Raw genomic sequence first — 23972 nt, forward strand, 5'->3', positions numbered from 1 at the left:
TTTGCCATATATATTTATTTGTGGAATCCGCCAAGGCTTTGCTCAGCCATTGCAACTAGACGTTTTGTAATTTCTCCACCAACTGAACCGTTAGCGCGAGCCGTAGAATCTGCTCCTAATTGTACACCAAATTCTTGAGCGATTTCGTACTTCATTTGATCGATTGCAGCTGTTGCACCTGGTACTACTAATTGATTTGAAGAATTTTGGTTTGCCATAGGAATATATCCTCCTTAGAGTTATAAAAGTTTTTTTGGTTGGACTAGCTGGAGTTGAACCAGATTATCGCCCCGGTTGGCGCTAATCCATCGGTAATTAAGTTTGTACTCATAGTATGGATGTTACCTAGAAAGATATACAAAATAATAATTTGTAAATTTTGTCAAAAAAACTTATTGATTTCGTAAATTATGAAATAAGAGTAATCGTTGTATTTTTAAGAAAACAGGCCAAACTAAGAGGGATATTAAATATATTTTTCTCTTTGTAGCCTATTACTTGTAGGCTAATCATTAGCTTCTTATTTATGATTTATTGAAATGAAATCGGTAGCAACTTTATAGTTCTATTTTTAAGTAGTGGTGGAGTGACCGCTCCTATGCCTGGATAGGTTGCTTTCTTTCTTCACTCTAAAAAAGAGAGGCTTTAAACGATAATGTATGGAGGAATCATGATGGGGATTTGCCCGCTTTGCAACGCATTAGAATCACAAACATATTCTTGTCAAAATTGCCAAAGTATACTCCAAGATTATGGGAAGTCTGTAGATTACATAGACGATTATAGTGCCTATATGGATCAAGAATTATTAAGTGCAGTAGATGGTTTAACGCATAATAATTCAAATGAATATTGCAATCATATTTTTTATTGCGGAGTATGTAACGTGGAAACTGAGGTTGTAGTAAAACTTGTGTAAATAGAAAACTTCCACCTTATTATCTAGGTGGAAGTTTTTGTTTTTGTATTTGTGAGTGAATCATAGGAGAAGGGATATGTTCGGTGTTTGATGAAGCCCCTGATTTTATTTGAGGCATTTTTTCTTTTGTATCACGTAAAGAATGTTCAGTTAAGTAGACGGCATATTCGTAAAATAACTGGCGCGTCAGTTCGCTTTGCTCTTTTAATTTTTTATCTTGGAATACAGTTCGCCCAGGTTTCGAGTTGGCTTCAAAGAGCCATGGATTTTCCTTCGTGTCTAAACCGATATCAAAACCGATTTCTCCAATATTTCCGGTTACTTGTTCATCGAGCGCGTAACTTATTTGTAAGGCAGTATGTTTTAATTTATTTTCAATTTGAACTTGTTTCGTTGAATCTGGAAAAAGCTCTTGTAATAATTTTGTATCACCGCCACTATTTACGTGCGTTGTTAAACTGCCTTTGCCGGCGATTTTGGCGACGATTGCACTAACTATCCAATTACCGAAATGATTTTTATTTGTATGAATGCGGAAATCAACAGGTTGCCCATCGAAACGAAGTAACGAAATACCTTGCTGTACGATAAACTTTTTTAAATCATGTCCTTTTAATAAGTGGTTTAGAAGAGTTTCTAATGATTGATACTTTCTCAGTTTATTTTCTTCATTTTCGCGATAACGACAGTAGTAGCAATTCTCTGTTTGAGAATAAAATATTTGATGAATATTTCTACCAAAGCTCCCGTGTATTGGTTTCATGTACACTGATTTATACGTGCCAAGAAACCGTTCTACTTGTTCAAAATGCTGAAATGTTTCTGTATGTGGTAATAAGGGTTTAATTGATTCGTCTTTCATAAGAAGTTGATGAACTTCCCATTTATTGAAAAACCCTGGGTTAAACCATGGGATGGAGTAGTCATGTTCTAACTTTCTTTTTGCTCTGACAATTGGTTTATAATTTTCCGCTTGTCGATTCGGTAATCGATCGTAAATGACATTTGGTAAAGGGACTTTTTTCTTTATCCATTGTTTCTCTTGAAAGAAATATCCTTCAATCGTTTCTTCTTCCCAGTTTATATGTTGAACGCCAAAGACGAATACGAACGGTCGTAATGAGAATGGTGGTGTTAACAACTCACTGAGAGCAATTGAACGATTTCCTAAAGGGTTAGAAGAATCATCGTTAAAGCCAGTTGTAAAAATGCCAATCAATGGTCCGAAAATAATCGTTTGGTTTTGTGTGAATGCATGAATAGTAGTTGATTGAGGCAGTAAAAGTTTTTCGGCAATATGTTTTCCGATAATAATTTCGCGAGTAAAGGAATAATGAATTTTCACCTCTTCACTTGCAATATGACGTATGCCGAAGGAGAGAGATGTAATAGGTGGTGTAATAGAAAAAACGTAAGGTAAAGTAATGCTATTTGGATGTTCATCTGAAATGTTTAATGTATATATATGTTCTTTCAAAATAGATTTACCTCCTTTCATTATGGTGTAAAGCGACTGAATTTAAGTGGTCCGTGAAATATCTTTTCAGCTAATAAATCACTATGACGAATGTATTGTTCGTAAGGAGGGATCGTGTTGACATACATAAGCCAGATTGCACCTTTTTGATCCATAATTGTGGAAAGTTCTAGTTCAAATAACGAAGAATAAGATTGATCTAGTGTTTGGAATACTTCATTTATAATGTCGTGTAAAGCGTCATGCAATAGTTGCACACCTGTACTAGATAGTACGTATTTAATTTTTGAAAATGAATGCAATGAATCATCGGCCGTTGCTGAGGGTAAAAGCTGATTAGGAAATGAGCTTTTTTGTATAAATTGACCGATAACATTCCAAGTTTGTTCTTTGTTTTTTTGCAAAATGGTTCGAATGTGCAGTGGATATGTTAATTGATTTGGTGGTTGTAGCATAGTATGCACTATGTAGCGTGATGAACGTATGTTAGATTTACACCAAGATATAAATTCATCTGTCCTCTTGATTGGAATAGATGTATGGTATTTTTCATTTACTGTATCGATATGAAACGTTTTATTTTTGTAAGCGACTCGATATAAGTTATCTTTAGAATGTATATTAGTGGGGCGTATAATAATATCTTTAGTTTTTAACAACAGTTTGAAAATGATTTGTATCGTTGCCACTTCAAATTTTGGTATATAAGGAGACAGTTTTTTATTAGTAAGAAATAAATCATGTAGTTCACTTAAGTTAATAAGTGTGTTATTTAAAAAGGTAGTGGAAGGACGGTTGTGCAAAGAGTGAATAATTGATTTTGCTTTTTCAAAGTCTGTTTCCTCGTGAAAAGAATAACGATCATATATATAAGAAGGAATAGGGAATGTTTGCTCTTTCCATTTTCCTGTATCTGTATCGTAAATAAGACCAGAAACAAGGTCTGTTTTAGAATCAATACAAAATGGCGTAAACTGGGCAACGACATTATGATAAAGCCGAGCGCGTTTAGCGATTTCGGTGTAATACGTTTGCTCATAATGAAGTTTAGAAGTTAAAAGGCCGAGAACCAACGAAATCACTCCTTTACTACTATTTGCATAAAAGGCGAAGCTATATATTGCAAATACGTTTTTATACCATTATACTTTTGTCCGTATGATGATATGCTATAGTTTTGGAGAAGTGAAAGGTTGATTGTAATGAATATATGGTTAAATATGTTAACGACGACAGGACTCGGAGCAATTATTGGGGGATATACGAATCATCTAGCGATAAAAATGTTATTTCGTCCTCATCGTCCTATTTATATCGGAAAGTTTCAAGTTCCATTTACACCAGGATTAATTCCGAAGCGTCGTGATGAACTTGCTGTTCAATTAGGGAAAATGGTTGTAGAGCATTTGTTAACACCAGAAGGAATCGGAAAGAAGTTAACAAATGAAGAGTTTCAAAAAGGTTTAATCCACTGGGCCAAAGTAGAAGTGGATAAAGTAATTACGAATGAACAATCACTGCGACATATGTTAGAGAAATGGAATGTAGCGCATGTAGAAGATGAAGCGATTCGAAAAATCGAACATGTGATTACAGAAAAAATTCATGCATTTTTAGCAGAGTATTATACATATACATGGGAACAGGCTTTACCTCATTCTGTACATGAAAAGATAGAGAATGCGATTCCGAATGCCTCGGCGTTTATTTTAGAGCGAGGAATTAGCTTTTTTGAAAGTGAAGAAGGGAAAGCGCGTCTTTCAAAAATGATTGATGATTTCTTTGCTTCTCGCGGAACGCTACTTAACTTAGTCGGAATGTTTTTAGGAAATGTAAGTGTAGTGGATCGTGTGCAGCCAGAAGTTATTAAGTTTTTAGGTCAAGATGGTACAAAGCAGCTTTTAACTGATGTAATGCAAAAAGAGTGGGAAAAGTTAAAAGGAAGAGATGTAAAAGAATTAGAAGCATTTGTAGAGAAAGAAATGATTGTAAGCTCCGTGCTGTCAGCAGTTAAAGTAGAGGAAACAGTGAGTAAGTTTTTAAATCAATCTGTTCAGCAAGTATGTGAACCAGTTCGAGAAACAATTATTGAAAAAGTGGTTCCAAGCACAGTAACGAAAGGCTTGAAGTGGGGAACAGAAAATGTAGAGAGTATACTAAACAATCTACACCTTGCGGAAATTGTCCAGCAAGAGGTGTCTACATTTTCAACAGAAAGATTAGAAGACCTAGTTCTGTCTATTACGAAAAACGAATTGAAAATGATTACGTATTTAGGAGCGTTATTAGGCGGAATGATCGGACTCATACAAGGATTGTTACTATTGTTTCTTAGATAATAAGGTGAGTACATAGAAATAAAAGTGAAATTTCTTCACATCTCTTGCATAGTTTGATATGGTAAGAAGAGGTGCGTATGTAAATGCACTGAAAAGGCAGTGCGAGTGAAAAGCGCTAGCCTTCTAAAGGAGGAAAAATAAAATGACAAAGAACATTCATGATGTTGCATATGAATTACAAAAAGCAATCGCTGAAAACGAAGATTTCAAAACTTTAAAAGAGAGCTACGCAGCAGTTCAAGCTGATGCGGCTTCAAAGAACTTATTCGATGAATTCCGTACAATGCAACTTAGCTTACAACAAAAAATGATGCAAGGCCAAGAAATCACTGAAGAAGACAACCAACAGGCACAAGAAGTTGTAGCTCGCATTCAACAAGATGCTAAAATTACAAAATTAATGGAAACTGAGCAACGCCTAAACGTTGTAATCGGTGACGTTAACAAAATTATCATGAAGCCACTTGAAGAATTATATAGCGCGCAACAACAAGCGTAATAGTGGAAGACGCTCCTATGGGAGCGTCTTTTTTGTTTAGGGAATTTAATAGTTATACCACAAAAACTCCCTTTCAAAATAGCCATTTCTTATTGGTTATTTTGAAAGGGGTATGTAATACATCTAATTTTTTTATTGCTGTTAATTGAAGTTTTAATGTTCTTTTCCTTCAAAAACTTTTCAATTTCTTTTTGCTTCCTACCATTAGCTTTCTCAAAGCGCTTTGTAAAAGAGAAATCAGTTTTGAATAATTTACCATCTTGAGCGAGTTTGTCTAATTCTTGATCTAGTTCTACTGAAAGTGCTGTAGATGATGAAATAAATTCATATATTTCTTTTGAAGGCTTTTTGTAATCATCAGGAATTGTATTATTACTAATAAAATTATGGAAGTTTGTATCATTTTGTTTCGCTAATTCTATTAGTTTTTGTAATTTTTCTCGGTCAGATTCAGTGATATTTTCATCGGATGTAGTGGATGAAAGTGGAACGATATTTTCATCTAACTCTCCGCTATAATTTAAATAACTTTTTATATTTTGTTTCATTTCGTCTTCACTAATAGTTTCATTTTTCTTTGAGGAACTAAATATATTTTCTGGAACTTTAATAACAACATCTTTGATAGATTGTACATCATTTTTTTCCTTAGGCTGTACACTGTTTGAACAAGCTGATAGAAATAACATTGTAAGTAACGTGAGTGGGTATAAAATATAATTTTTCATCTTAATCTCCTTTTGCATTAGTGTCGTTGCAAAATAGCTACATTCCATTTCAAATACTTAACTAAAGCTACGTATAGATGTTTTATTATTTGATAACATATGACTGATATTAGTAAGCCGATGCAAAAAGCTATGAATACATTGTAAGCATCGGAATAACTGATTTGATGAAACCCTTTAAAGAATCCTAACCCTATTAATAATATAGGCGAAATAATTAATAACGGTGTAGCAATTATAAGTGCTAGAAGAAGCGGTAATAGAAAGAGTAATACGAAAAAGGCGATAATGATAAATATAAAGTTTAAAACACTTAAGCTCATAACAGAAAACAGTGCTTTCATAATGTTTTTTAGGCTGCGCCTATTGTCAGCGTTGCTTATTGCATATGAAACGTTAAGTTCTTTAGCGATAGTTTTAGGGTTTCCTAGTTTTTTAGAAATTTCCTCTTCAGATATTCCATCTTGTTTACCACTAATAAAATGAGTTTCGTACTCCGAGATAATATCCTCCTTTTCTAAAATAGGCATATTCCGTAGGGAAGAACTAAGTTGCTCTAAAAATTCACTTTTGTTCATAACAATCACTTTCCTTTATAAAATGATGAATTATGGCTGAAAATCCTATCTTTTTTCTAAACAGCACACACAATCTATATCTACTTTTTGAAAGGAGATATAGATTGTGAATAACATTCCAAATAATGGTTATTCCATTATTTACAAATATATCACTTACTATTGTTCTTTGCAAGGTACTATAAAATTTTTAATATTATAAATGGATGGAAATATTTTTGCGTATTTTTAGAAGAGATATAAAAATGTTATTTTAAGATAAACAAAAGGTTGTAAGCGCATTCTTTGAATCTTGTCAAAATAATGTCGAATTCATATTGTTGGAAAAATAATGCATTTGTAATATAATGATAACGATACTTCACCACATTAATTAACTAGGTGAAATTAAAATCTTTATTACACACATTATGAAATAAAGGGTGATTAGTTTTGAGTACAGATGTAAAAGCAAACGACGTGAAGACAAAAACAAAAGGAGCAGATCTTGTTGTTGATTGTTTAATTAAACAAGGTGTTACACATGTTTTCGGTATTCCAGGAGCGAAGATTGACTCTGTATTTGATGTATTGCAAGAAAGAGGACCAGAGTTAATCGTTTGTCGTCATGAACAAAACGCAGCATTTATGGCAGCTGCTATTGGTAGATTAACAGGGAAACCGGGCGTATGTCTTGTAACTTCAGGACCAGGGACATCAAATTTAGCGACAGGTCTTGTTACTGCGAATGCGGAGAGTGATCCCGTTGTTGCTTTAGCTGGTGCAGTACCTCGTACGGATCGATTAAAACGTACGCATCAATCTATGGATAATGCTGCACTATTCGAACCAATCACAAAATATAGCGTAGAAGTAGAGCATCCTGATAATGTGCCAGAAGCATTATCAAATGCATTCCGAAGTGCAACTTCCACAAATCCAGGCGCTACTTTAGTAAGTCTGCCGCAAGACGTTATGACTGCGGAAACAACTGTAGAGTCTATCGGTGCGCTTTCTAAGCCACAGCTTGGAATCGCTCCCACACATGATATTACATATGTAGTAGAAAAAATAAAATCAGCGAAATTACCAGTTATTTTACTCGGTATGAGAGCGAGCACAAATGAAGTGACGAAAGCTGTTCGTAAATTAATTGCGGATACAGAACTTCCTGTCGTTGAAACATATCAAGCAGCTGGTGCGATTTCACGTGAGTTAGAAGATCATTTCTTCGGCCGCGTTGGATTATTCCGTAACCAACCAGGTGATATTTTACTAGAAGAAGCAGACCTTGTTATTTCAATTGGTTATGATCCAATCGAGTATGATCCAAAGTTCTGGAATAAACTTGGCGACAGAACGATTATTCATCTTGACGACCATCAAGCAGATATCGACCATGATTACCAACCAGAGCGTGAATTAATTGGTGATATTGCCTTAACGGTAAATAGCATCGCGGAGAAATTACCGAAACTTGTATTAAGTACGAAATCAGAAGCGGTATTAGAACGATTACGCGCGAAATTATCAGAACAAGCAGAAGTTCCAAATCGTCCTGCAGAAGGTGTTACGCATCCACTTCAAGTGATTCGTACACTTCGTTCTTTAATTAGTGACGATACAACCGTTACATGTGACATCGGTTCCCATTCTATTTGGATGGCGAGATGTTTCCGTTCTTATGAACCACGTAGATTATTATTTAGTAACGGCATGCAAACGTTAGGTGTTGCACTTCCTTGGGCAATCGCAGCTACTTTAGTAGAACCAGGTAAAAAAGTAGTTTCCGTATCAGGTGACGGTGGTTTCTTATTCTCAGCGATGGAGTTAGAAACGGCGGTACGTTTAAATTCTCCAATCGTCCATCTTGTTTGGAGAGACGGCACATATGATATGGTTGCATTCCAACAAATGATGAAATACGGCAGAACATCAGCTACAGAGTTTGGCGATGTTGATCTTGTGAAATATGCGGAAAGTTTCGGGGCGTTAGGTCTTCGTGTTAACACGCCTGATGAATTAGAAGGGGTATTAAAATCCGCATTAGCAGCAGACGGCCCTGTCATTATTGATATTCCAATCGACTACCGTGATAACATTAAATTAAGCGAAAAATTATTACCAAACCAACTAAACTAATGGAGGCAGATTTGAGATGACTGTTGCGCAATTAATTGATATTGATGCAAAAAAAACGAAAATGAGTAATGAAGTATATCAAACATCTACAATGCTTGCGCTATTAGATGGTATATATGATGGTGTGATTAGCTTTGAAGATTTGAAAAAACATGGTGATTTCGGCATCGGCACATTTGATCAATTAGACGGTGAAATGATTGCATTTGATAATGGATTTTATCATTTACGTTCAGACGGTTCAGCGGAAAAAGTAGAGCCAGAAGAAACAACGCCATTTGCGACTGTAACGTTTTTTGAAAAAGAAATGAGTTATAAGGTAGAGCGTCCGATGAATCGTGAAGAAGTTGAAGCGTTATTACATGAATTAATGCCAAGTAAAAACTTATTTTACGCTATTCGAATGGACGGTACGTTCCGTGAAGTAAGAACGAGAACTGTTCCAAGACAAGAAAAACCGTATACACCACTCGTTGAAGTGACGAAATCGCAACCAATCTTTTCGTTTGAAAATACAGAAGGTACGCTTGCTGGATTTTGGACACCGGATTATGCACAAGGTATTGGGGTAGCTGGATTCCACTTACATTACATTGATGATGAAAGAAGCGGAGGCGGACATGTTTTCGACTATGTTGTAGAAAACTGCACGATTCAAATTTGTCAAAAAGCTCATATGCATTTAGCACTTCCAGAAACAGCAGATTTTATGAAGGCTGAATTATCAAGAGAAAATTTAGAGGATAATATTGCAACTGCGGAAGGTGCAGAGTAAGAGGGAAAGACTGTTCCAAAATGGAACAGTCTTCTTTTATTCGTAATGTTATTATTTGTCGATAAATCGATATTTCTTGTCGAACCGTTGATATATTGTAAGTTACGATAGATATATTTGAAAAATCGTTGATATCGCTTATTTCTTTGAAACGAACGGATGTCCTTCATAATAAAAACGCCACGGATAATGTACAGCTTCTTCCGCATAGTCGATGTTAATACGAGGTCCTGCTGTTATTTTATATTGTGATGATAGGTGTTCTTCTTCTGGGACGAGTTCAATATGTAATGTATCACTTTGTAAGGATACACCTCGTTCTTCTAAAGTAATTCCGAGGGCACGGCATAGTTTGCCAGGGCCGTTCGTTACATTTTTATACTGGGCTTTTGTAATGTCGGTTTTGTTGTAGCGTGCTAGTTTTATTTCTTCTATTCCATCTACCGGCTCAAGGGCTCGAATGAGAACACCTTGCGGGGTGCCAACTGGCGCTGTAATGACGTTAAAACAATGATACATACCGTAAATTAAATATACGTAAGCATGTCCCGGTGCACCAAACATGACTTCTGTACGGTCCGTTCGTCTACCTCCGTAACTATGTGCGGCTTTATCATCGGGACCTTTGTATGCTTCTACTTCTACAATGATTCCGCTTCGTTTTACTCCGTCTACAATATGTACAAGTTTCTGTCCGAGTAATTTCTTTGCGACTTCTAACGTATCGCCTTCATAAAAGGAAGGTGGTGCCTGCATTGTACTATCTCCTTTGCTAAGTGTATATGTATATAGTAAACCAAATTTTCAGTAGTAATTCTAACTCGTTCTATTTGCTACATTTATTTCATAAATTATGGATAGAGTACAACAGCGAAGAGGGGGAGTGCGACATGATTTATCGCTTACTAGCTCTTAATATAGATGGGACACTACTATACAACAACGGAAAAATTGCAAAAGGATTAAGAGAAACAATTGAATTTGTGAAAAGAAAAGATGTATACGTTACATTATTTACGAGTCGTAATTTTCAATCCGCTCATAAAGTAGCAAAAGCGTTAAAATTAGATTCTATATTAGTGACACATGGTGGTGCTTTCGTTTCAGCAACGTTAGATAAGCCGTACGTTCAAAGAAGATTATCTGAAGAGAAGACTTTTAACATTGTGCAAGTGTTAGAGCACTTTGATTGTAACGTACGTATTTCTCATGAACGGTTTTCAATCGGAAATCGTGAGAGAAATACACCAAACTTAATTGCGCGCACTGTATTATCAAGCGCAGATCCGTTATTTTATCCAGTTCAATTTGTAGATTCGTTAGGTGATGCGCTTCGTGATCATCCGGTAGCGGCGCCAAAAATTGATGTTCTTTTCCAAACTAAAGGTGAAAAAGAACGCGGGCTAAATACATTAAGAAAAGCGTTCCAAGATGTAGAGTATGTTGAATGTGATTCAAAACGAATAGAAATTTTACCACAAAATGTATCAAAATTACGTGGATTACAATTGCTTGGAGAGCATTTAAATATTTCGCTAAATGAAATGGTTGCGATTGGAGATAGTATGGAAGATTTAGAAGTTATTGAAAACGTGGGACTTGGGGTAGCGATGGGGAACGCACCTGTAGAATTAAAGCAAGCAGCAGATTGGATTACACGTTCAAATAGCGAAAACGGTGTAGAGTATATGATTAAAGAGCATTTCCGTAAGCAATTCCCGCTTCCGTTTTTGAAGAATCATAAAAATACACCGAAACGATGAAAGAAAAACGTAGCTTTTTGGCTACGTTTTTTTGTTTATCTTATTAAAAACAGTGAAAGCATTTTAAAATATGAATTGTGTATGAAATCCATACAATTCACTTGAATCCTTCAGAAAACTAATGTAAAGTGGATGATGTTGCCAAAACAGTTACACCACATGAAATATTCTTCAGATTAATTTTATTGGGCTCCCATACGTAAAAGTATTTCCGCATGACAGTTTAGTTCACGTATTATTTCAAAAATGAATTGTAGCAATCTTATTAAGTAGTTGTAGTGTTTCTTTGTTTTATTTAAATGGATTATTTTAAGTTAATGTGAGTAAGGTTTGGTACATATGATATGTACTTCTTTTTGTGATTTTAGGAAGTTTAAAAGGGGGAATGAATTTCTTGAGGAAATCATTTAATCAAAAAATTAAAAAGTTAAGTAGTAGTTTAATAGTTGCATTACTAATATGTATGAATTTTTTAATCCACTTACCATTTAAAGCAGAGGCAGCTACAACAGAATTAAAAGGTTTAGGTGATGTATCTTATTACAATGCCATCATTTTTGGAGATCATAGTGCAACGAGTGCGGATATTGAAGGTGCGATGGCTGTTCAGAAAAATATGAACGCATCAAGTTATACAGTCGTAGCGGCTGCAACTGGAGCAAATAACTTAGCTGGAGCAACTTGGGTAGATGAAGGATATCCATCATTATTACTAGGCGGTCAATTTACGAAAGCGGGAGCAGGACAAGTAATTATTCAAGATGGAACAGTGACGATGACAAAAGACGGTGACCCAGATGGCGCAATGAAAACATCATATGACCGTATCTCTTATAAAGAGCAAGCGGAGATTGATGCTAAGTTTAAAGAATTTAGAAAAGACGTCGATGGTGTAATTGGGGATGCAAGTAAACTACACACTGATAAGCCAAAACCTAATATGAGCTTTGGAATCGGTGAAGATGTAAACAACCCTAATATTTATGTCTCTTCAGGCCAAACGGGAAAGAAAACATTTGATGTAAAAGACGTTTTTCTTCCGAATGTAGAGAATAAAGACTTTATTGTTATTTATTCAGATGCAGAAGAAGTGAGTTTTGGTGGCGGTGCAATTTTGTATGATACAAGAAATACTGGGATGGCGACGGATTTAATTAATACATCTCAAGCATACGACCCTAATTCATCTTTTACTGAGTTAGCTAGTAAGGTAATTTGGGTATTTCCTAATGCTACAAAGATAACAACTAAAGGTTATGGTGTAGTAGGTAGTGTGTTTGCACCTAATGCAGTTGTAGAAACAAAAGGTGGTTCTATTAATGGACAAGCCTATGTTGGAGGATTACACCAAAGAGATGGTTTTGAGGTTCATAACTTTAAATTTAACTGGCCAAAGTGGAATAAGCCAGCAGCTGAAAAAGGACATTTACAAATTAAAAAAGTTGATGAAAACGATGAAAATATTGTTTTAAAAGACGCAAAATTTGATGTTATAGACAAAGATAATAACGTTGTGGCTACTGTTACAACAAACGAAAAGGGTATTGCGGAAGTTAAAGATTTACCATTTGGTGACTATTTTGTAAAAGAAATAAATGCACCAGAAGGATATATAAAAGTTGATACACCAGTCAAAGTAACAATTGATAATACAAACGTAATTGAACTTGTTATGAAGAATACGAGAAAAGTAGAGAATGGCCAATTTAAATTATTGAAAAAAGATAGTGAATCTGGTCAACTTCTACCAGGTGCAAAATTTGATGTTATCGATAAAGATGGGAAAGTTGTGGAAACAATTGTTACAGATGATAAAGGTGAAGCCTTATCGAAACAACTTCCAGTTGGAAGCTATACATTAAAAGAAGTAGAAGCACCGAAAGGATATGAATTATCATCTAGTTCAGTTTCTATTGATGTAGAGGCTAATAAAGTAGTGACTGTAGATGTGATGAATAAAAAGATCCCCGAAAAAGTAACGGGTCAATTCGAAATCGTGAAAGTAGATGCGGAAGATAAAACGAAAGTATTATCAGATGCAGAATGCGAAGTGTATAAAGATGGTAAAAAAGTAGATACGTTACGAACAGATAAAACTGGTAAAGTAGTTTCACAGAAATTAGAACCAGGAAAGTATACATTAAAAGAAACGAAAGCACCACAAGGATATAAATTGTTAAAAGAAGAAATTGAAGTCGTTGTGGAAGCAAACAAGTTAGTAGAAGTACAAATAGAAAATGCGAAAGAACTAGGAAGCTTACAAGTAATCAAAAAGGATGCAGAGAGTGGAACAGTTCTAGCAGGTGCAGAATTTAAATTAAAGAACGAAGCTGGTCAAGTAGTTGGAGAAGCGAAAACAACGAATAAAGAAGGTGTTGTGAAATTCGAAAACTTAGTGCCAGGAAAGTACACGTTAGAGGAAACAAAAGCGCCAGAAGGTTATAAGGCGTTAGAAGTAACAGTAGAAGTAAACGTTGTAGCGAACGAAGTAGTAAAACAAGAAGTTACGAATGAAAAAGTAACAGGTCAATTTGAAATCGTGAAAGTAGATGCGAATGATAAAACGAAATTGTTATCAGGTGCAGAATTCGAAGTGTATAAAGATGGTAAAAAGGTAGCAGAACTAAAAACAGATGAGAGTGGAAAAGTGATGTCACCGAAATTACCGCTAGGTGAATACACAGTGAAAGAAACGAAAGCACCAGCGGGCTACAAGCTTTCAAATAAAGAATGGAAAGTAACAATTCAAAACGAGAAAGAAGTAGTAAAAGTAGAGGCAGAAAACGAAAAAATCTTAGGTTCTCTACAAATTATTAAAATGGATGATAAAGATCAAACGAAACGCTTAGCAGGCGCACAATTTACATTGAAAGATGTGAAAGGAAATGTTGTAAAAGAAGGAATTACAACAGATAAGTCTGGAACGGTTAAAGTAGACGGACTTGTGCCAGGTGAATATACGTTAGAAGAAACAAAAGCACCAGAAGGTTATGAGTTAACAAAACAAATAATTCATGTAACAGTTGACGGTGAAAAAGTTGTTGATGTAAAAGTAACGAACAGTAAGAGCCTTGGTCAATTCGAAATTGTAAAAGTAGATGCGGAAGATAAAACGAAAGTATTATCAGACGCAGAATTTGAAGTGTATAAAGATGGTAAGAAAGTAGATACGTTACGAACAGATAAAACAGGTAAAGTAATTTCTCAGAAATTAGAGCCAGGAACATACACATTAAAAGAAACGAAAGCACCACAAGGATATAAGTTGTTAAAAGAAGAGATTGAAGTCGTTGTGGAAGTAAAAAAAGTAGTAGAAGTACAAGTAGAAAACGCAAAAGAACTAGGAAGCTTACAAGTAACCAAAAAGGATGCAGAGAGTGGAACAGTTCTAGCAGGTGCAGAATTTAAATTAAAGAACGAAGCTGGTCAAGTAGTTGGAGAAGCGAAAACAACGAATAAAGAAGGTGTTGTGAAATTCGAAAAATTAGTGCCAGGAAAGTACACGTTAGAGGAAACAAAAGCGCCAGAAGGTTATAAGGCGTTAGAAGTAACAGTAGAAGTAAATGTTATAGCGAACGAAGTAGTAAAACAAGAAGTTATGAATGAAAAAGTGAAAGAAGAAATTACAGGTCAATTAGAAATTACAAAGGTAGATGCCAATAATACAAATAAAACTTTAGCAGGCGCAGTGTTTGAAATTTGGAAAGACGGAACAAAAATCGACACATTAACAACAAACAAGAGCGGTAAAGCGACTTCTAAGAAGTTAGAACCAGGAGATTACACTTTAAAAGAAATCCAAGCGCCAGAAGGATATACTTTATCCGATAAGGAAATGAAATTTACGATTTCTAATGAAAAAATTGAAGTTGTAAAGCTTCAAATTACAAATAAAAAAGATACAGAAAAAGGTCCGGAAAAACCAGGTGAAGGAACAGAAAAGCCAGGTGAAGGAGTAGAGAAGCCAGGTGAAGGAACAGAAAAGCCAGGTGAAGGAGTAGAGAAGCCAGGTGAAGGAGTAGAGAAGCCAGGTGAAGAAACAGGGAAGCCAGGTGAAGGAGTAGAGAAGCCAGGTGAAGAAACAGAAAAACCAGGTGAGGGAGTAGAAAAACCTAATTTACCAGAAAAAGGACAAGGTTCTTCTAATAATCAACAACTTCCAGCTACAGGACACAATACGAATTACGTTCCATTCATCGGTTTTATGCTTCTGTTATTAGGAATACGTTTAAGATTCATGGCTAAAAATAGCTAACAGATGTATAAAAGGCATCAGAGATATATAGTCTCTGATGCCTTTTAAGTGAATACAGATAAAATGAAAATATCTATATGGAATGATAAATATGTTAAGCTTCAATTACGCTAAGCATTCTGTTTATAAATGCAGCTGCGTGTGCACGTTGTGATGGTCCTTTTGGTACGAATTGATTAAATTCATTACCTTTTACAATTCCATATCCATACACTCTTTGTACTTCTTCTTTAGCGTAAATTAAGTTTTGGTCTACGAATGGTAGTTCAACTTGTTTTGCAAAAATACCAGCGTGTTTTAGAGAACGATCAATCATAATAACAGCTTCTTCGCGTGTAATTGTAGTATTTGGATCAAATGTATTATCACCACGTCCGCGGATTATGCCTGCGCTTGCTGCACGATTAATACCGTCTCTTAACGATGGGTGTACTTGTTCTAAGTCTGTGAAATTAGCATTTCCACTTGGTAATTGTAAAGCACGAGTAATTAGTGTAGCAAATTCAGCACGCGTTACAAGACGTTCTGGGAAGTACTTGCCGTTCCCTTCTCCTTGCATAATGCCTCTAGCTGCTAATTGACGAATGTCTTGTTCATACCATCCACCTGTAATGTCATCAGTTACTGGATCTTTTTGGTTTTCCTTATAGTATGTTTCAGTTCCTTTTAAGAAAGCATCCCATTGTCCGCGTTGAATCATAAACGCAGGGCAGTTTTTTCCTGACCAAAATTGGTGTTTTTGGACCTTATCTAGAGAAATATTTAAGTCGTTCATTAAATAAGCTGCCAATTTACGGGCATTTTCTACCGCTTTTTCATAGTTTCCATCTTGATTAACGGCAATTTCAATTCCGATAGATTCATAGTTTCCAGTTTTATTTCCAGCATGCCATCCAACTTCATTTACTGGAAGATGTTGATAAATTTCTTTATCATCTACTGTGAAATGCCAAGATGCGGCGCGATCAGCTGTTCCGCGTGCTTGATTATCTAAGAATTTTGCATGATTTAGAGCATTGGCACCTTTCGCTGTATTAGCCGTTTCGTGAATCGTAATATATTTAGGTACCATTGGGTAGCCAGGGCGAATATCATCATTTCCTTTTGGGACAATCATTTCTTTAAATGTAACGCCATAAATATTGTTTGTTTGTAGAGCTTCTGGCGATCTCAATAAACTATTTTTAGCAGTACGACTGTTTTTTAATAATGAAGCTTTTGTACCTTCAAATGTAGCAGCAGGTGCATAAATCCATTTTGCTGTTTCATTTATTTGGACTTTAAACCAATTTCCAGCTTGTTCAGTAGGAGTTATGACTTGTGGCTGTAGTTTCCCTTCTTCTTTAAATGATTGGAACGGAAGGGCATGTATGGAAGCTTCTTCTTTTACGATTAATTTTTGATTAGATAGTTTATGAATCTCTTGAACTTCTAAGCTATTATCATTGTTATCTATCCATCCAGCGCCAGTTGGCGTCGTTATGTAATAAGCATTTCCTTTTTTCTTTGTCGCCGTTACGACTTGTTCTGTAATCTCGATATTCGATTTGTTTTTTAAATCATTCGCGGTATATAATGAATGTTTTTTTGAAGTGTATAGTAGGAATTGACCAGTAACCTCGATATCTTCTTCATGAGTACTATGCTCATTAACATGCTCTTTAATACTTTTAAAAACTTGATCTTCCGTATATACTTCAGCGGATTTTTCAGCACTCTCTGCAAATGAATAAGTAGGTGCAAGAACAGTTTGTAATGCAAGAGAGAGAGTTAAAACACTATAAAATTTCTTTTTCATATTTTTTTTAACACATTAGATTATGGAATCTAGTGTTAACATTCCTCCTTTTTATATTGTATTTTCACTATGTATAGATTTTAGTACTAATAAATTTTAACAAGAGAAAATGATGATGTCTATATACATGAGCGATATTCATAAAAAGAATTATTTGAAAAAATGTAAGAGAAACAGGTAAAACCTTCTGTATTGACCTGTAAACGCCCTTCAAGTAAACTAAAGAGAGTTTGCAAATGAAAAGGTGATAATGTTGTTAATTTCAATTAAAACGTTACAAGATGATCGTTTTTTACGTCCGCTACAAAATATTGGCGGCTTATTTTTTGAAGATAGTACGATTGGATTTGAACAAGAGGAAGCGAATCTTATCGTTGATATACACATTGAGGATAATGTGAAAGCATCCGCTCGATTAACGGATGTTAGCACAGGAAATGTGTATGAAGAAACATTCTCGAAAGATTTATCTGCTTTCACAGATGAAAAAGAGCGTATGAAGCAAGTGAAGCACGTTGTTTCTTATGTATATCTTTCTGTTCTTCAGCAGTTAACTGGTATTGAACAAAGCTGGGGTATTTTAACGGGAGTACGTCCGACGAAACTTCTTCATAAAATGCTTCAAAATGGTATGTCAAAAGAAGAAGCGCATCAAGAGCTTCGTGAAAGTTATTTAATTCATGAAGAGAAAATTGAACTTCTTCAGCGCATTGTTGATTGCCAATTAGCAGTTGTTCCGGATTTATACCGTTTGAAAGAAGAAGTAAGTATTTATATCGGTATTCCGTTCTGCCCAACGAAATGTGCATATTGTACATTCCCGGCTTATGCGATTAATGGACGCCAAGGCTCTGTTGATTCGTTCTTGGGTGGTTTACATTATGAAGTTCGTGAAATTGGTAAGTTTTTAAAAGAAAAAGGTGTAAAAGTTACGACGATTTATTACGGCGGCGGTACACCTACAAGTATTACAGCAGAAGAGATGGATATGCTGTATGAAGAAATGTATGAAGCGTTCCCAGATGTGAAAAATGTGCGTGAAGTAACAGTTGAGGCAGGTCGCCCAGATACGATCACGCCAGCAAAGCTAGAAGTGTTAAATAAATGGAACATTGACCGTATTAGTATTAATCCACAGTCATACCATCAAGAGACACTAAAAGCAATTGGACGTCATCATACTGTAGAAGAAACAATTGAGAAATACCATTTAGCTCGTGAAATGGGAATGAACAATATTAATATGGACTTAATTATTGGTCTTCCTGGTGAAGGGTTAGATATCTTCAAGCATACGTTAGATGAAACAGAAAAGTTAATGCCAGAATCATTAACAGTTCATACGTTATCATTTAAACGTGCTTCTGAAATGACGCAAAACAAACGTAAATATAAAGTAGCAGGTCGCGAAGAAATTACAGCGATGATGCACGAAGCAGAAGAGTGGACGCAAAAGCATAATTACGTACCATATTACCTATATCGTCAAAAGAATATTTTAGGTAACTTAGAGAACGTTGGTTATGCAATGCCGACGCAAGAAAGTATTTACAACATTGTTATTATGGAAGAAGTACAATCGATTATCGGACTTGGCTGTGGTGCATCAAGTAAATTTGTTCACCCGAAGACGGGGGCAATTACGCACTTCGCAAATCCGAAAGATCCAAAATCATATAACGATGGCTTCGTAAAATATACAGAAGACAAACTGAAAATTTTAGAAGAGCTATTTGCATAAGAAGAAAGAGGTTGTTCCGAGTCGGAACAACCTCTTTTTTATCCTGCAGTAATGGGCGGTCCGATTATATCTTGTCAGTTTTTGTCGGTAAGTCGATATATTCGAAAAATCGCTGATATAATTCGAGTTGCGCTGATATATTTCAAGTTACGGTCGATATACCTGGAAAATCGCTGATATAATTTCATTTACCTTCTAGCGGCACCGTATGTAAAACTATGTCGATAATAATCAGAAAAATTAGTCAAATCATTAAAGGACAATGTCTACTTATGGACGAAATGATAGATTTATGAAAGAGAAAAGGGGGAAATTGTTGGCATGTACATGACGATAGGGAGAATTTTTGATTTATCAGTTGGTAAGTATCCGAATAAAGAGGCGTTAGTGGAACCTGAAAAGAATATTCGCTGGACGTATAAACAGTGGGATGAACAAATAAATAAAACAGCGCACGCTCTATTAGAAGACGGAGTAAGAAAGGGAGATACTGTATCTGTTTACTTATATAATTGCCGTGAATTTGTAAACGTTTACTTAGCCTGTGCGAAAATTGGAGCGATCTTTAACCCGATTAATTTCCGCTTAAAAGCAAAAGAAGTATCTTATATTCTTCAGGACGCATCCTCGAAAGTCGTTGTCTTTGAAAAAGCAGTTGAGTCAACTGTTGCTATAATTGAAAGAGATTTTCCAAATACATCTTTTTGGTCTATAGAAAACGATAAACCTTCCTATGCAAGTTCCTACCATGAAAAAGTGAATGCAGCATCTTCTGAGAAAGTAAATATCGAAATTGATGAAATGGATTATTGTTCAATGCTTTATACGAGCGGTACGACAGGTCATCCGAAAGGCGTATTACATCGTCATCGTGAAATGACTGAGCATAGTATGATTTGTACGTATTTCCTTAAATATAATAGAGATAGTGTAGGGCTTGTTGTGGCGCCTTTATATCACTGTGGTGAATTAAATGCCGGAATCATACCACGCATTCAAGTTGGTGGAAAGAATGTTATTTTGCATCATTTTGATACAGAAACAGTATTACATACGATTCAAGAAGAAAAGATTACGACGTTCTTTGCAGCGCCGACGATGTGGAATATGTTGTTGCAAAAAGATTTAGCTCAGTATGATTTAACTTCGATGAAGATTGGTATATACGGCGGAGCAGCAATGGCACCGGCGTTAGTGAAGGAATGTAAAGAACGCCTTTATATTGATCTTGTTCAAATATACGGAATGACAGAAATGGGACCAGTTGTTGCGTTTCTCGTAGAGGAGGATCAAATTACGAAAGCTGGTTCAGCAGGCACGCCATGCTTTAGCCATGAAGTTCGTATTGTGAAACCGAACGAGGATGCACCGGCAGAACCAGAGGATGTATTACCTCCTTATGAAGTGGGAGAAATTATTTTGCGCGGCCCAACTATGATGGCTGGCTATCATAATCGTGAAGAAGCGAATAAAAAATCGATGTATAAAGGATGGTATCATTCTGGTGATCTAGGCTATTTTGATAAAGACGGTTATTTATTCGTTGCTGATCGCGTTGATGATATGGTAATTAGCGGTGGCGTAAATATTTATCCTCGTGAAATTGAAGATTTCCTTCATAGTCATCCTGGTATATTAGATGTGGCGGTACTTGGTGAGCCAGATGAATTATGGGGAGAGCGTGTTGTAGCAGTTATTGTGAAGAAAGATGAAACAATAACTGAAGCTGATTTAGAAACGTATTGCAAAGAAAGTGATGAACTAGCAGATTATAAACGTCCGCGTCATTATTTATTTGTAGATGAACTTCCGCGTAATGCGAGCGGTAAGTTGCAGAAGTTTGTGCTGAGGGAATCGTTGAAAGGGGCAAAAAATAGAAAATGAAGGGTGCCTCATACCTATGGGATTTTTGTCCCTTGTTCTGTAAGAGATTAAACCGAAGAAACAATATCTTTGTTAATTCTTAAATGTCCTGTTCCTTTATAGAGATTGAGAATTAAGTGAATATCAATCACTTTATATTTACTTAATTCTCGTTTCTTCTTGGTGAAGGTTAATTAGCGCATTTGAAATAAGGTGGAAAAACAAAATGGATGTAATGTCCAAAAAGAAAAGACACCTTAAGGTGCCTCTCTCCGACTTGAACCATTTCATTTCATACGAATCGGAATCTATCCGTATTACCATTACCCCTTTGTTATGAGTGTAAACACACACTATAAAGCAGAATCGTCTATATACACTAGATTGTTAGTTCACAAAAGACAAGAGATTTGAGATCAATATCGAAGTGACGCCACATCCCCTATAATAATTGATATGTTACGCCTTTTAAAAGAATCTGCTTTATAGAACGTGCCCACAAGTTATATTTTACTACATGTAATATTCATTTAGTGTATTTTTTAATGAATATGTATAATTACATAAAATGTATGAAAAAAGAGAGTATACTCTAATATTGTGTAATAAAGATAAAGCCCACCTACGGAATAGGGGGCTTTTCTTACTTTTTATAAATATTTATTCCAATTATATTATCAGATGAGTCTAAACGAATATAAACGTCATCTGATAAAAGGTGTGCATTATATATTCGTTGTTTATATGTTGATATCTCGAAGCGTTTTCCATTTAATTCACATTCTAGAATAATCATATCGCCATGTTCTTTCCAATTTATTAATTTAGCAGTTGTATTCATATAAACCTCCTCTAAATCATCTTATGAAAATTAATAGAGATAGTGTGAGAAAGGAGTTTATATAACAAAAAAAGACACCTTAAGTGTCTTCTTTGATTACTATAAAAGTCGTTTAATGAAATAGGTTTCTATTTTTATTTGCGTGAAAAGCCTTCTTCATCAAGGTATTCCGCAGCTTCTGGATAAGAGTTGAATGTACCGTCTAAGTTTACACCAGCGTACACGTTCCACATGTCATCCTCTGAAATAAGAGTAAGAATATGACCATCTTCGTTCTGCCATTCTTCTTCTTTCGCAGGTTCTACAGGTGCTACTACCTCTTCTTGTGATAGAAGGTCAATTGATTTCTCAATTACTGAACGTAACTCCTCTGCTGAAAACTCACGAATGTTAACCATACCTTTATCATCTGTTTTATAACCTTTAATACCGCTTGCATATACAAATCCATTTCCATTTGGATGTAAATGAAATACAACGTTCTTTTTATCTAAACGACTTTCTTCAAAGTGGAAGTTTACACGTTTTAATGATACGTTCTTTCTTTCTAGTTCTGGGAAAGATTCAATAATCGATAATTTTTCTTCAAAAGTTAGCATAGTGCCTCCAAGTATATAGTAAAAGATTTAATTTGTTCATTATAGCATAGTTGCAATTGTTTCCAAAGATAAGGGGAAAACTTTTCGTTGAATGCGTTTACGTCACGAGAATGTAAAAAGTGAGCTAACGAATGTATCTTTTTAGGTGTACAATGGAACATGGACTTTATACAAAGGTGGTTTTTTTATGTTTCAAAAAATAGCAAAGGAATGTTTAGCAGGATTTACTGTTGCGATTGTTGCGTTACCACTTGCGATTGCGTTTGGTATTGCTGCGACAGGAACGTCTGAGGGAGCGCTTGTTGGATTGTATGGTGCAATTTTTGCAGGTTTATTCGCAGCGTTATTTGGCGGGACACCTGGGCAAGTAACAGGGCCAACTGGACCGATTACCGTTATTGCAACAGGAGTTATTGCGACGCACGGGTTAGAGGCAAGTTTTATTGCCTTTATGATGGCAGGATTATTTCAAATTTTATTCGGTGTATGTAAGCTCGGTTCTTACGTTCGATATATTCCGTATCCTGTCGTTTCAGGATTTATGAATGGTATTGCATTAATCATTATTTTAGGCGAAATAAAACACGTACAAAATAGTTTTCTACTTGTTGTGTTAACGATTATTGTAATGATTGTTTCTGGCAAATGGATTAAGGTGATTCCGTCTAGTTTAGTAGCACTAGTCGGTGTGACAGCTTTGCTTCCTTTATTTTCTTCTCTACTCGAAGGACTTACAGTAAAGTTACCGATTATCGGAAATCTTTCACTAAATAAAGTAATTGAAAAGATTGGAACTATTCCAGAAGCGATGCCTACACTTCATATTCCATCTTTAAGTGGAACAGGAATAGCAGCACTTATTTTACCAGCGCTTAGTATTGCTTTGTTAGGGTCGATTGACTCGTTGTTAACATCGGTCGTAATGGATAATGTGACAGGTACACGTCATAAAAGTAATAAAGAGCTCGTTGGACAAGGTATCGGTAATATGATGAGCGGATTGTTTGGCGGATTAGCAGGTGCAGGTGCGACTGTAAGGTCTATCGTGAATATAAGAAGTGGCGGTAAAACGGCACTTTCGGCATGTATGCATAGTGTTATCTTATTTATTTTTATTATGGGTCTTGGTTCGGTCGTACAATATATTCCACTTGCTGTATTATCAGGTATTTTAATTTTAACTGGTATTGGAATGTTCGATTGGGGAAGCATGAAAAAGATGCATGTCGCTCCTAAAGGTGATGTCGTTGTTATGCTCGTAACGATGATTGTAACGGTGAAGTTCGATTTAATGATTGCTGTTGCCTTCGGTATTATTCTTTCGTTCATCATATATATGGTGAAATGTAAAGAACGTAAAACTTCTATCGTAAAAGAAAAAGAAGAAACGTACACAATTCAAGGGCCGCTCTCTTTCCTATCAGTAGATCGTATTTTCTCTACTTTACAAGATGTGAAGTCACCGGTTGTTTTACGTATGAAAGATGTGCGTTATATGGATGTATCAGGAGCTATGGCATTATTAAATTTTGTTGAGCAATCAAATAAAGTAGGAGCAAGTGTAAAGCTTGAGCAAGTACATCCGAGTATTGAAAAAACAATCGCAGTAATGGCAAGCGATGAACAGAAAGAGCAATTGAAAATCTTAAGTGTTTAGATAGTAATTAGAATATCTC

At 35.5% G+C, this 23972-nt stretch carries 19 protein-coding genes; 10 read left to right on the top strand and 9 right to left on the bottom strand.

Annotation, left to right across the window (positions count from 1 at the left end; translation table 11 throughout):
- Nucleotides 1–14: 14 nt before the first annotated feature.
- Nucleotides 15–218 (bottom strand): small acid-soluble spore protein, SasP family, encoded by a 204-nt coding sequence (sasP, locus tag ACTFRH_RS00720; RefSeq protein WP_000013338.1) that lies wholly within the window; start codon nucleotides 216–218, stop codon nucleotides 15–17.
- A gap of 455 nt (nucleotides 219–673) precedes the next feature.
- On the opposite strand from sasP, the gene ACTFRH_RS00725 reads away from it, so the two are divergent.
- Nucleotides 674–919, top strand: coding sequence for a hypothetical protein (locus tag ACTFRH_RS00725; RefSeq protein WP_000510474.1), 246 nt, complete (start codon nucleotides 674–676; stop codon nucleotides 917–919).
- 19 nt (nucleotides 920–938) lie between these two features.
- Here ACTFRH_RS00725 and ACTFRH_RS00730 read toward each other — a convergent pair whose 3' ends face one another.
- Together ACTFRH_RS00730 and ACTFRH_RS00735 are read right to left on the bottom strand one after the other, a co-directional pair.
- Nucleotides 939–2396 (bottom strand): YheC/YheD family endospore coat-associated protein, encoded by a 1458-nt coding sequence (locus tag ACTFRH_RS00730; protein ID WP_000658099.1) that lies wholly within the window; start codon nucleotides 2394–2396, stop codon nucleotides 939–941.
- Between the two features lie 20 nt (nucleotides 2397–2416).
- Entirely contained in the window at nucleotides 2417–3469 is a 1053-nt protein-coding gene (locus tag ACTFRH_RS00735; RefSeq protein ID WP_000242821.1) for a YheC/YheD family endospore coat-associated protein, read from the bottom strand.
- 129 nt (nucleotides 3470–3598) lie between these two features.
- Here ACTFRH_RS00735 and ACTFRH_RS00740 point away from each other — a divergent pair, with 129 nt between their 5' ends.
- Both ACTFRH_RS00740 and ACTFRH_RS00745 read left to right on the top strand, forming a co-directional pair.
- Nucleotides 3599–4735, top strand: coding sequence for a DUF445 domain-containing protein (locus ACTFRH_RS00740; RefSeq protein WP_003300150.1), 1137 nt, complete (start codon nucleotides 3599–3601; stop codon nucleotides 4733–4735).
- A 142-nt stretch (nucleotides 4736–4877) separates the two neighbouring features.
- Nucleotides 4878–5234, top strand: coding sequence for a YlbF/YmcA family competence regulator (locus tag ACTFRH_RS00745; RefSeq protein ID WP_000164612.1), 357 nt, complete (start codon nucleotides 4878–4880; stop codon nucleotides 5232–5234).
- 89 nt (nucleotides 5235–5323) lie between these two features.
- On the opposite strand, the gene ACTFRH_RS00750 is transcribed toward ACTFRH_RS00745, so the two are convergent.
- Nucleotides 5324–5962: an NDxxF motif lipoprotein gene (locus tag ACTFRH_RS00750; RefSeq protein ID WP_000800761.1), complete on the bottom strand. Its 639-nt coding sequence runs from the start codon at nucleotides 5960–5962 to the stop codon at nucleotides 5324–5326.
- 17 nt (nucleotides 5963–5979) lie between these two features.
- A complete protein-coding gene (locus ACTFRH_RS00755; protein ID WP_001042960.1) occupies nucleotides 5980–6540 on the bottom strand; it encodes an HAAS signaling domain-containing protein in 561 nt (186 codons plus the stop codon).
- Nucleotides 6541–6972: 432 nt separating this feature from the next.
- On the opposite strand from ACTFRH_RS00755, the gene alsS reads away from it, so the two are divergent.
- Entirely contained in the window at nucleotides 6973–8661 is a 1689-nt protein-coding gene (gene alsS / locus ACTFRH_RS00760) for an acetolactate synthase AlsS (protein WP_000102394.1), read from the top strand.
- A 16-nt stretch (nucleotides 8662–8677) separates the two neighbouring features.
- The gene (gene alsD / locus ACTFRH_RS00765) at nucleotides 8678–9436 is read left to right on the top strand and encodes an alpha-acetolactate decarboxylase (protein ID WP_000215006.1); all 759 of its coding nucleotides are present in this window, start codon (nucleotides 8678–8680) and stop codon (nucleotides 9434–9436) included.
- Nucleotides 9437–9574: 138 nt separating this feature from the next.
- On the opposite strand, the gene ACTFRH_RS00770 is transcribed toward alsD, so the two are convergent.
- The gene (locus tag ACTFRH_RS00770; RefSeq protein ID WP_001148809.1) at nucleotides 9575–10192 is read right to left on the bottom strand and encodes a DNA-3-methyladenine glycosylase; all 618 of its coding nucleotides are present in this window, start codon (nucleotides 10190–10192) and stop codon (nucleotides 9575–9577) included.
- Between the two features lie 134 nt (nucleotides 10193–10326).
- On the opposite strand from ACTFRH_RS00770, the gene ACTFRH_RS00775 reads away from it, so the two are divergent.
- Together ACTFRH_RS00775 and ACTFRH_RS00780 are read left to right on the top strand one after the other, a co-directional pair.
- Nucleotides 10327–11199 (top strand): Cof-type HAD-IIB family hydrolase, encoded by an 873-nt coding sequence (locus ACTFRH_RS00775; RefSeq protein ID WP_000640430.1) that lies wholly within the window; start codon nucleotides 10327–10329, stop codon nucleotides 11197–11199.
- 394 nt (nucleotides 11200–11593) lie between these two features.
- Nucleotides 11594–15454 (top strand): SpaA isopeptide-forming pilin-related protein, encoded by a 3861-nt coding sequence (locus ACTFRH_RS00780; protein ID WP_440048803.1) that lies wholly within the window; start codon nucleotides 11594–11596, stop codon nucleotides 15452–15454.
- A 94-nt stretch (nucleotides 15455–15548) separates the two neighbouring features.
- Here the strand turns inward: ACTFRH_RS00780 and ACTFRH_RS00785 are convergent, their stop codons facing one another.
- A complete protein-coding gene (locus ACTFRH_RS00785; protein WP_000726525.1) occupies nucleotides 15549–17252 on the bottom strand; it encodes an S-layer homology domain-containing protein in 1704 nt (567 codons plus the stop codon).
- Nucleotides 17253–17502: 250 nt separating this feature from the next.
- On the opposite strand from ACTFRH_RS00785, the gene ACTFRH_RS00790 reads away from it, so the two are divergent.
- Nucleotides 17503–18993: a coproporphyrinogen III oxidase gene (locus tag ACTFRH_RS00790; protein ID WP_001999181.1), complete on the top strand. Its 1491-nt coding sequence runs from the start codon at nucleotides 17503–17505 to the stop codon at nucleotides 18991–18993.
- 321 nt (nucleotides 18994–19314) lie between these two features.
- Nucleotides 19315–20877 carry a fatty acid--CoA ligase gene (locus ACTFRH_RS00795; RefSeq protein WP_000281981.1) on the top strand — a complete coding sequence of 521 codons (1563 nt, stop codon included), beginning with the start codon at nucleotides 19315–19317 and terminating at the stop codon, nucleotides 20875–20877.
- Between the two features lie 622 nt (nucleotides 20878–21499).
- Here ACTFRH_RS00795 and ACTFRH_RS00800 read toward each other — a convergent pair.
- Both ACTFRH_RS00800 and ACTFRH_RS00805 read right to left on the bottom strand, forming a co-directional pair.
- On the bottom strand, nucleotides 21500–21697 hold the full coding sequence (locus tag ACTFRH_RS00800; RefSeq protein WP_001098260.1) for a hypothetical protein: 198 nt from the start codon (nucleotides 21695–21697) through the stop codon (nucleotides 21500–21502).
- Between the two features lie 134 nt (nucleotides 21698–21831).
- Nucleotides 21832–22296, bottom strand: coding sequence for a hypothetical protein (locus ACTFRH_RS00805; RefSeq protein ID WP_000954998.1), 465 nt, complete (start codon nucleotides 22294–22296; stop codon nucleotides 21832–21834).
- A gap of 187 nt (nucleotides 22297–22483) precedes the next feature.
- On the opposite strand from ACTFRH_RS00805, the gene ACTFRH_RS00810 reads away from it, so the two are divergent.
- On the top strand, nucleotides 22484–23953 hold the full coding sequence (locus tag ACTFRH_RS00810) for a SulP family inorganic anion transporter (RefSeq protein WP_000486671.1): 1470 nt from the start codon (nucleotides 22484–22486) through the stop codon (nucleotides 23951–23953).
- The last annotated feature ends 19 nt before the right edge of the window (nucleotides 23954–23972 follow it).

Source organism: Bacillus cereus group sp. MYBK216-1 (assembly GCF_051916495.1).
In the GTDB taxonomy this organism is placed as follows: Bacteria; Bacillota; Bacilli; order Bacillales; family Bacillaceae_G; genus Bacillus_A; species Bacillus_A thuringiensis_K.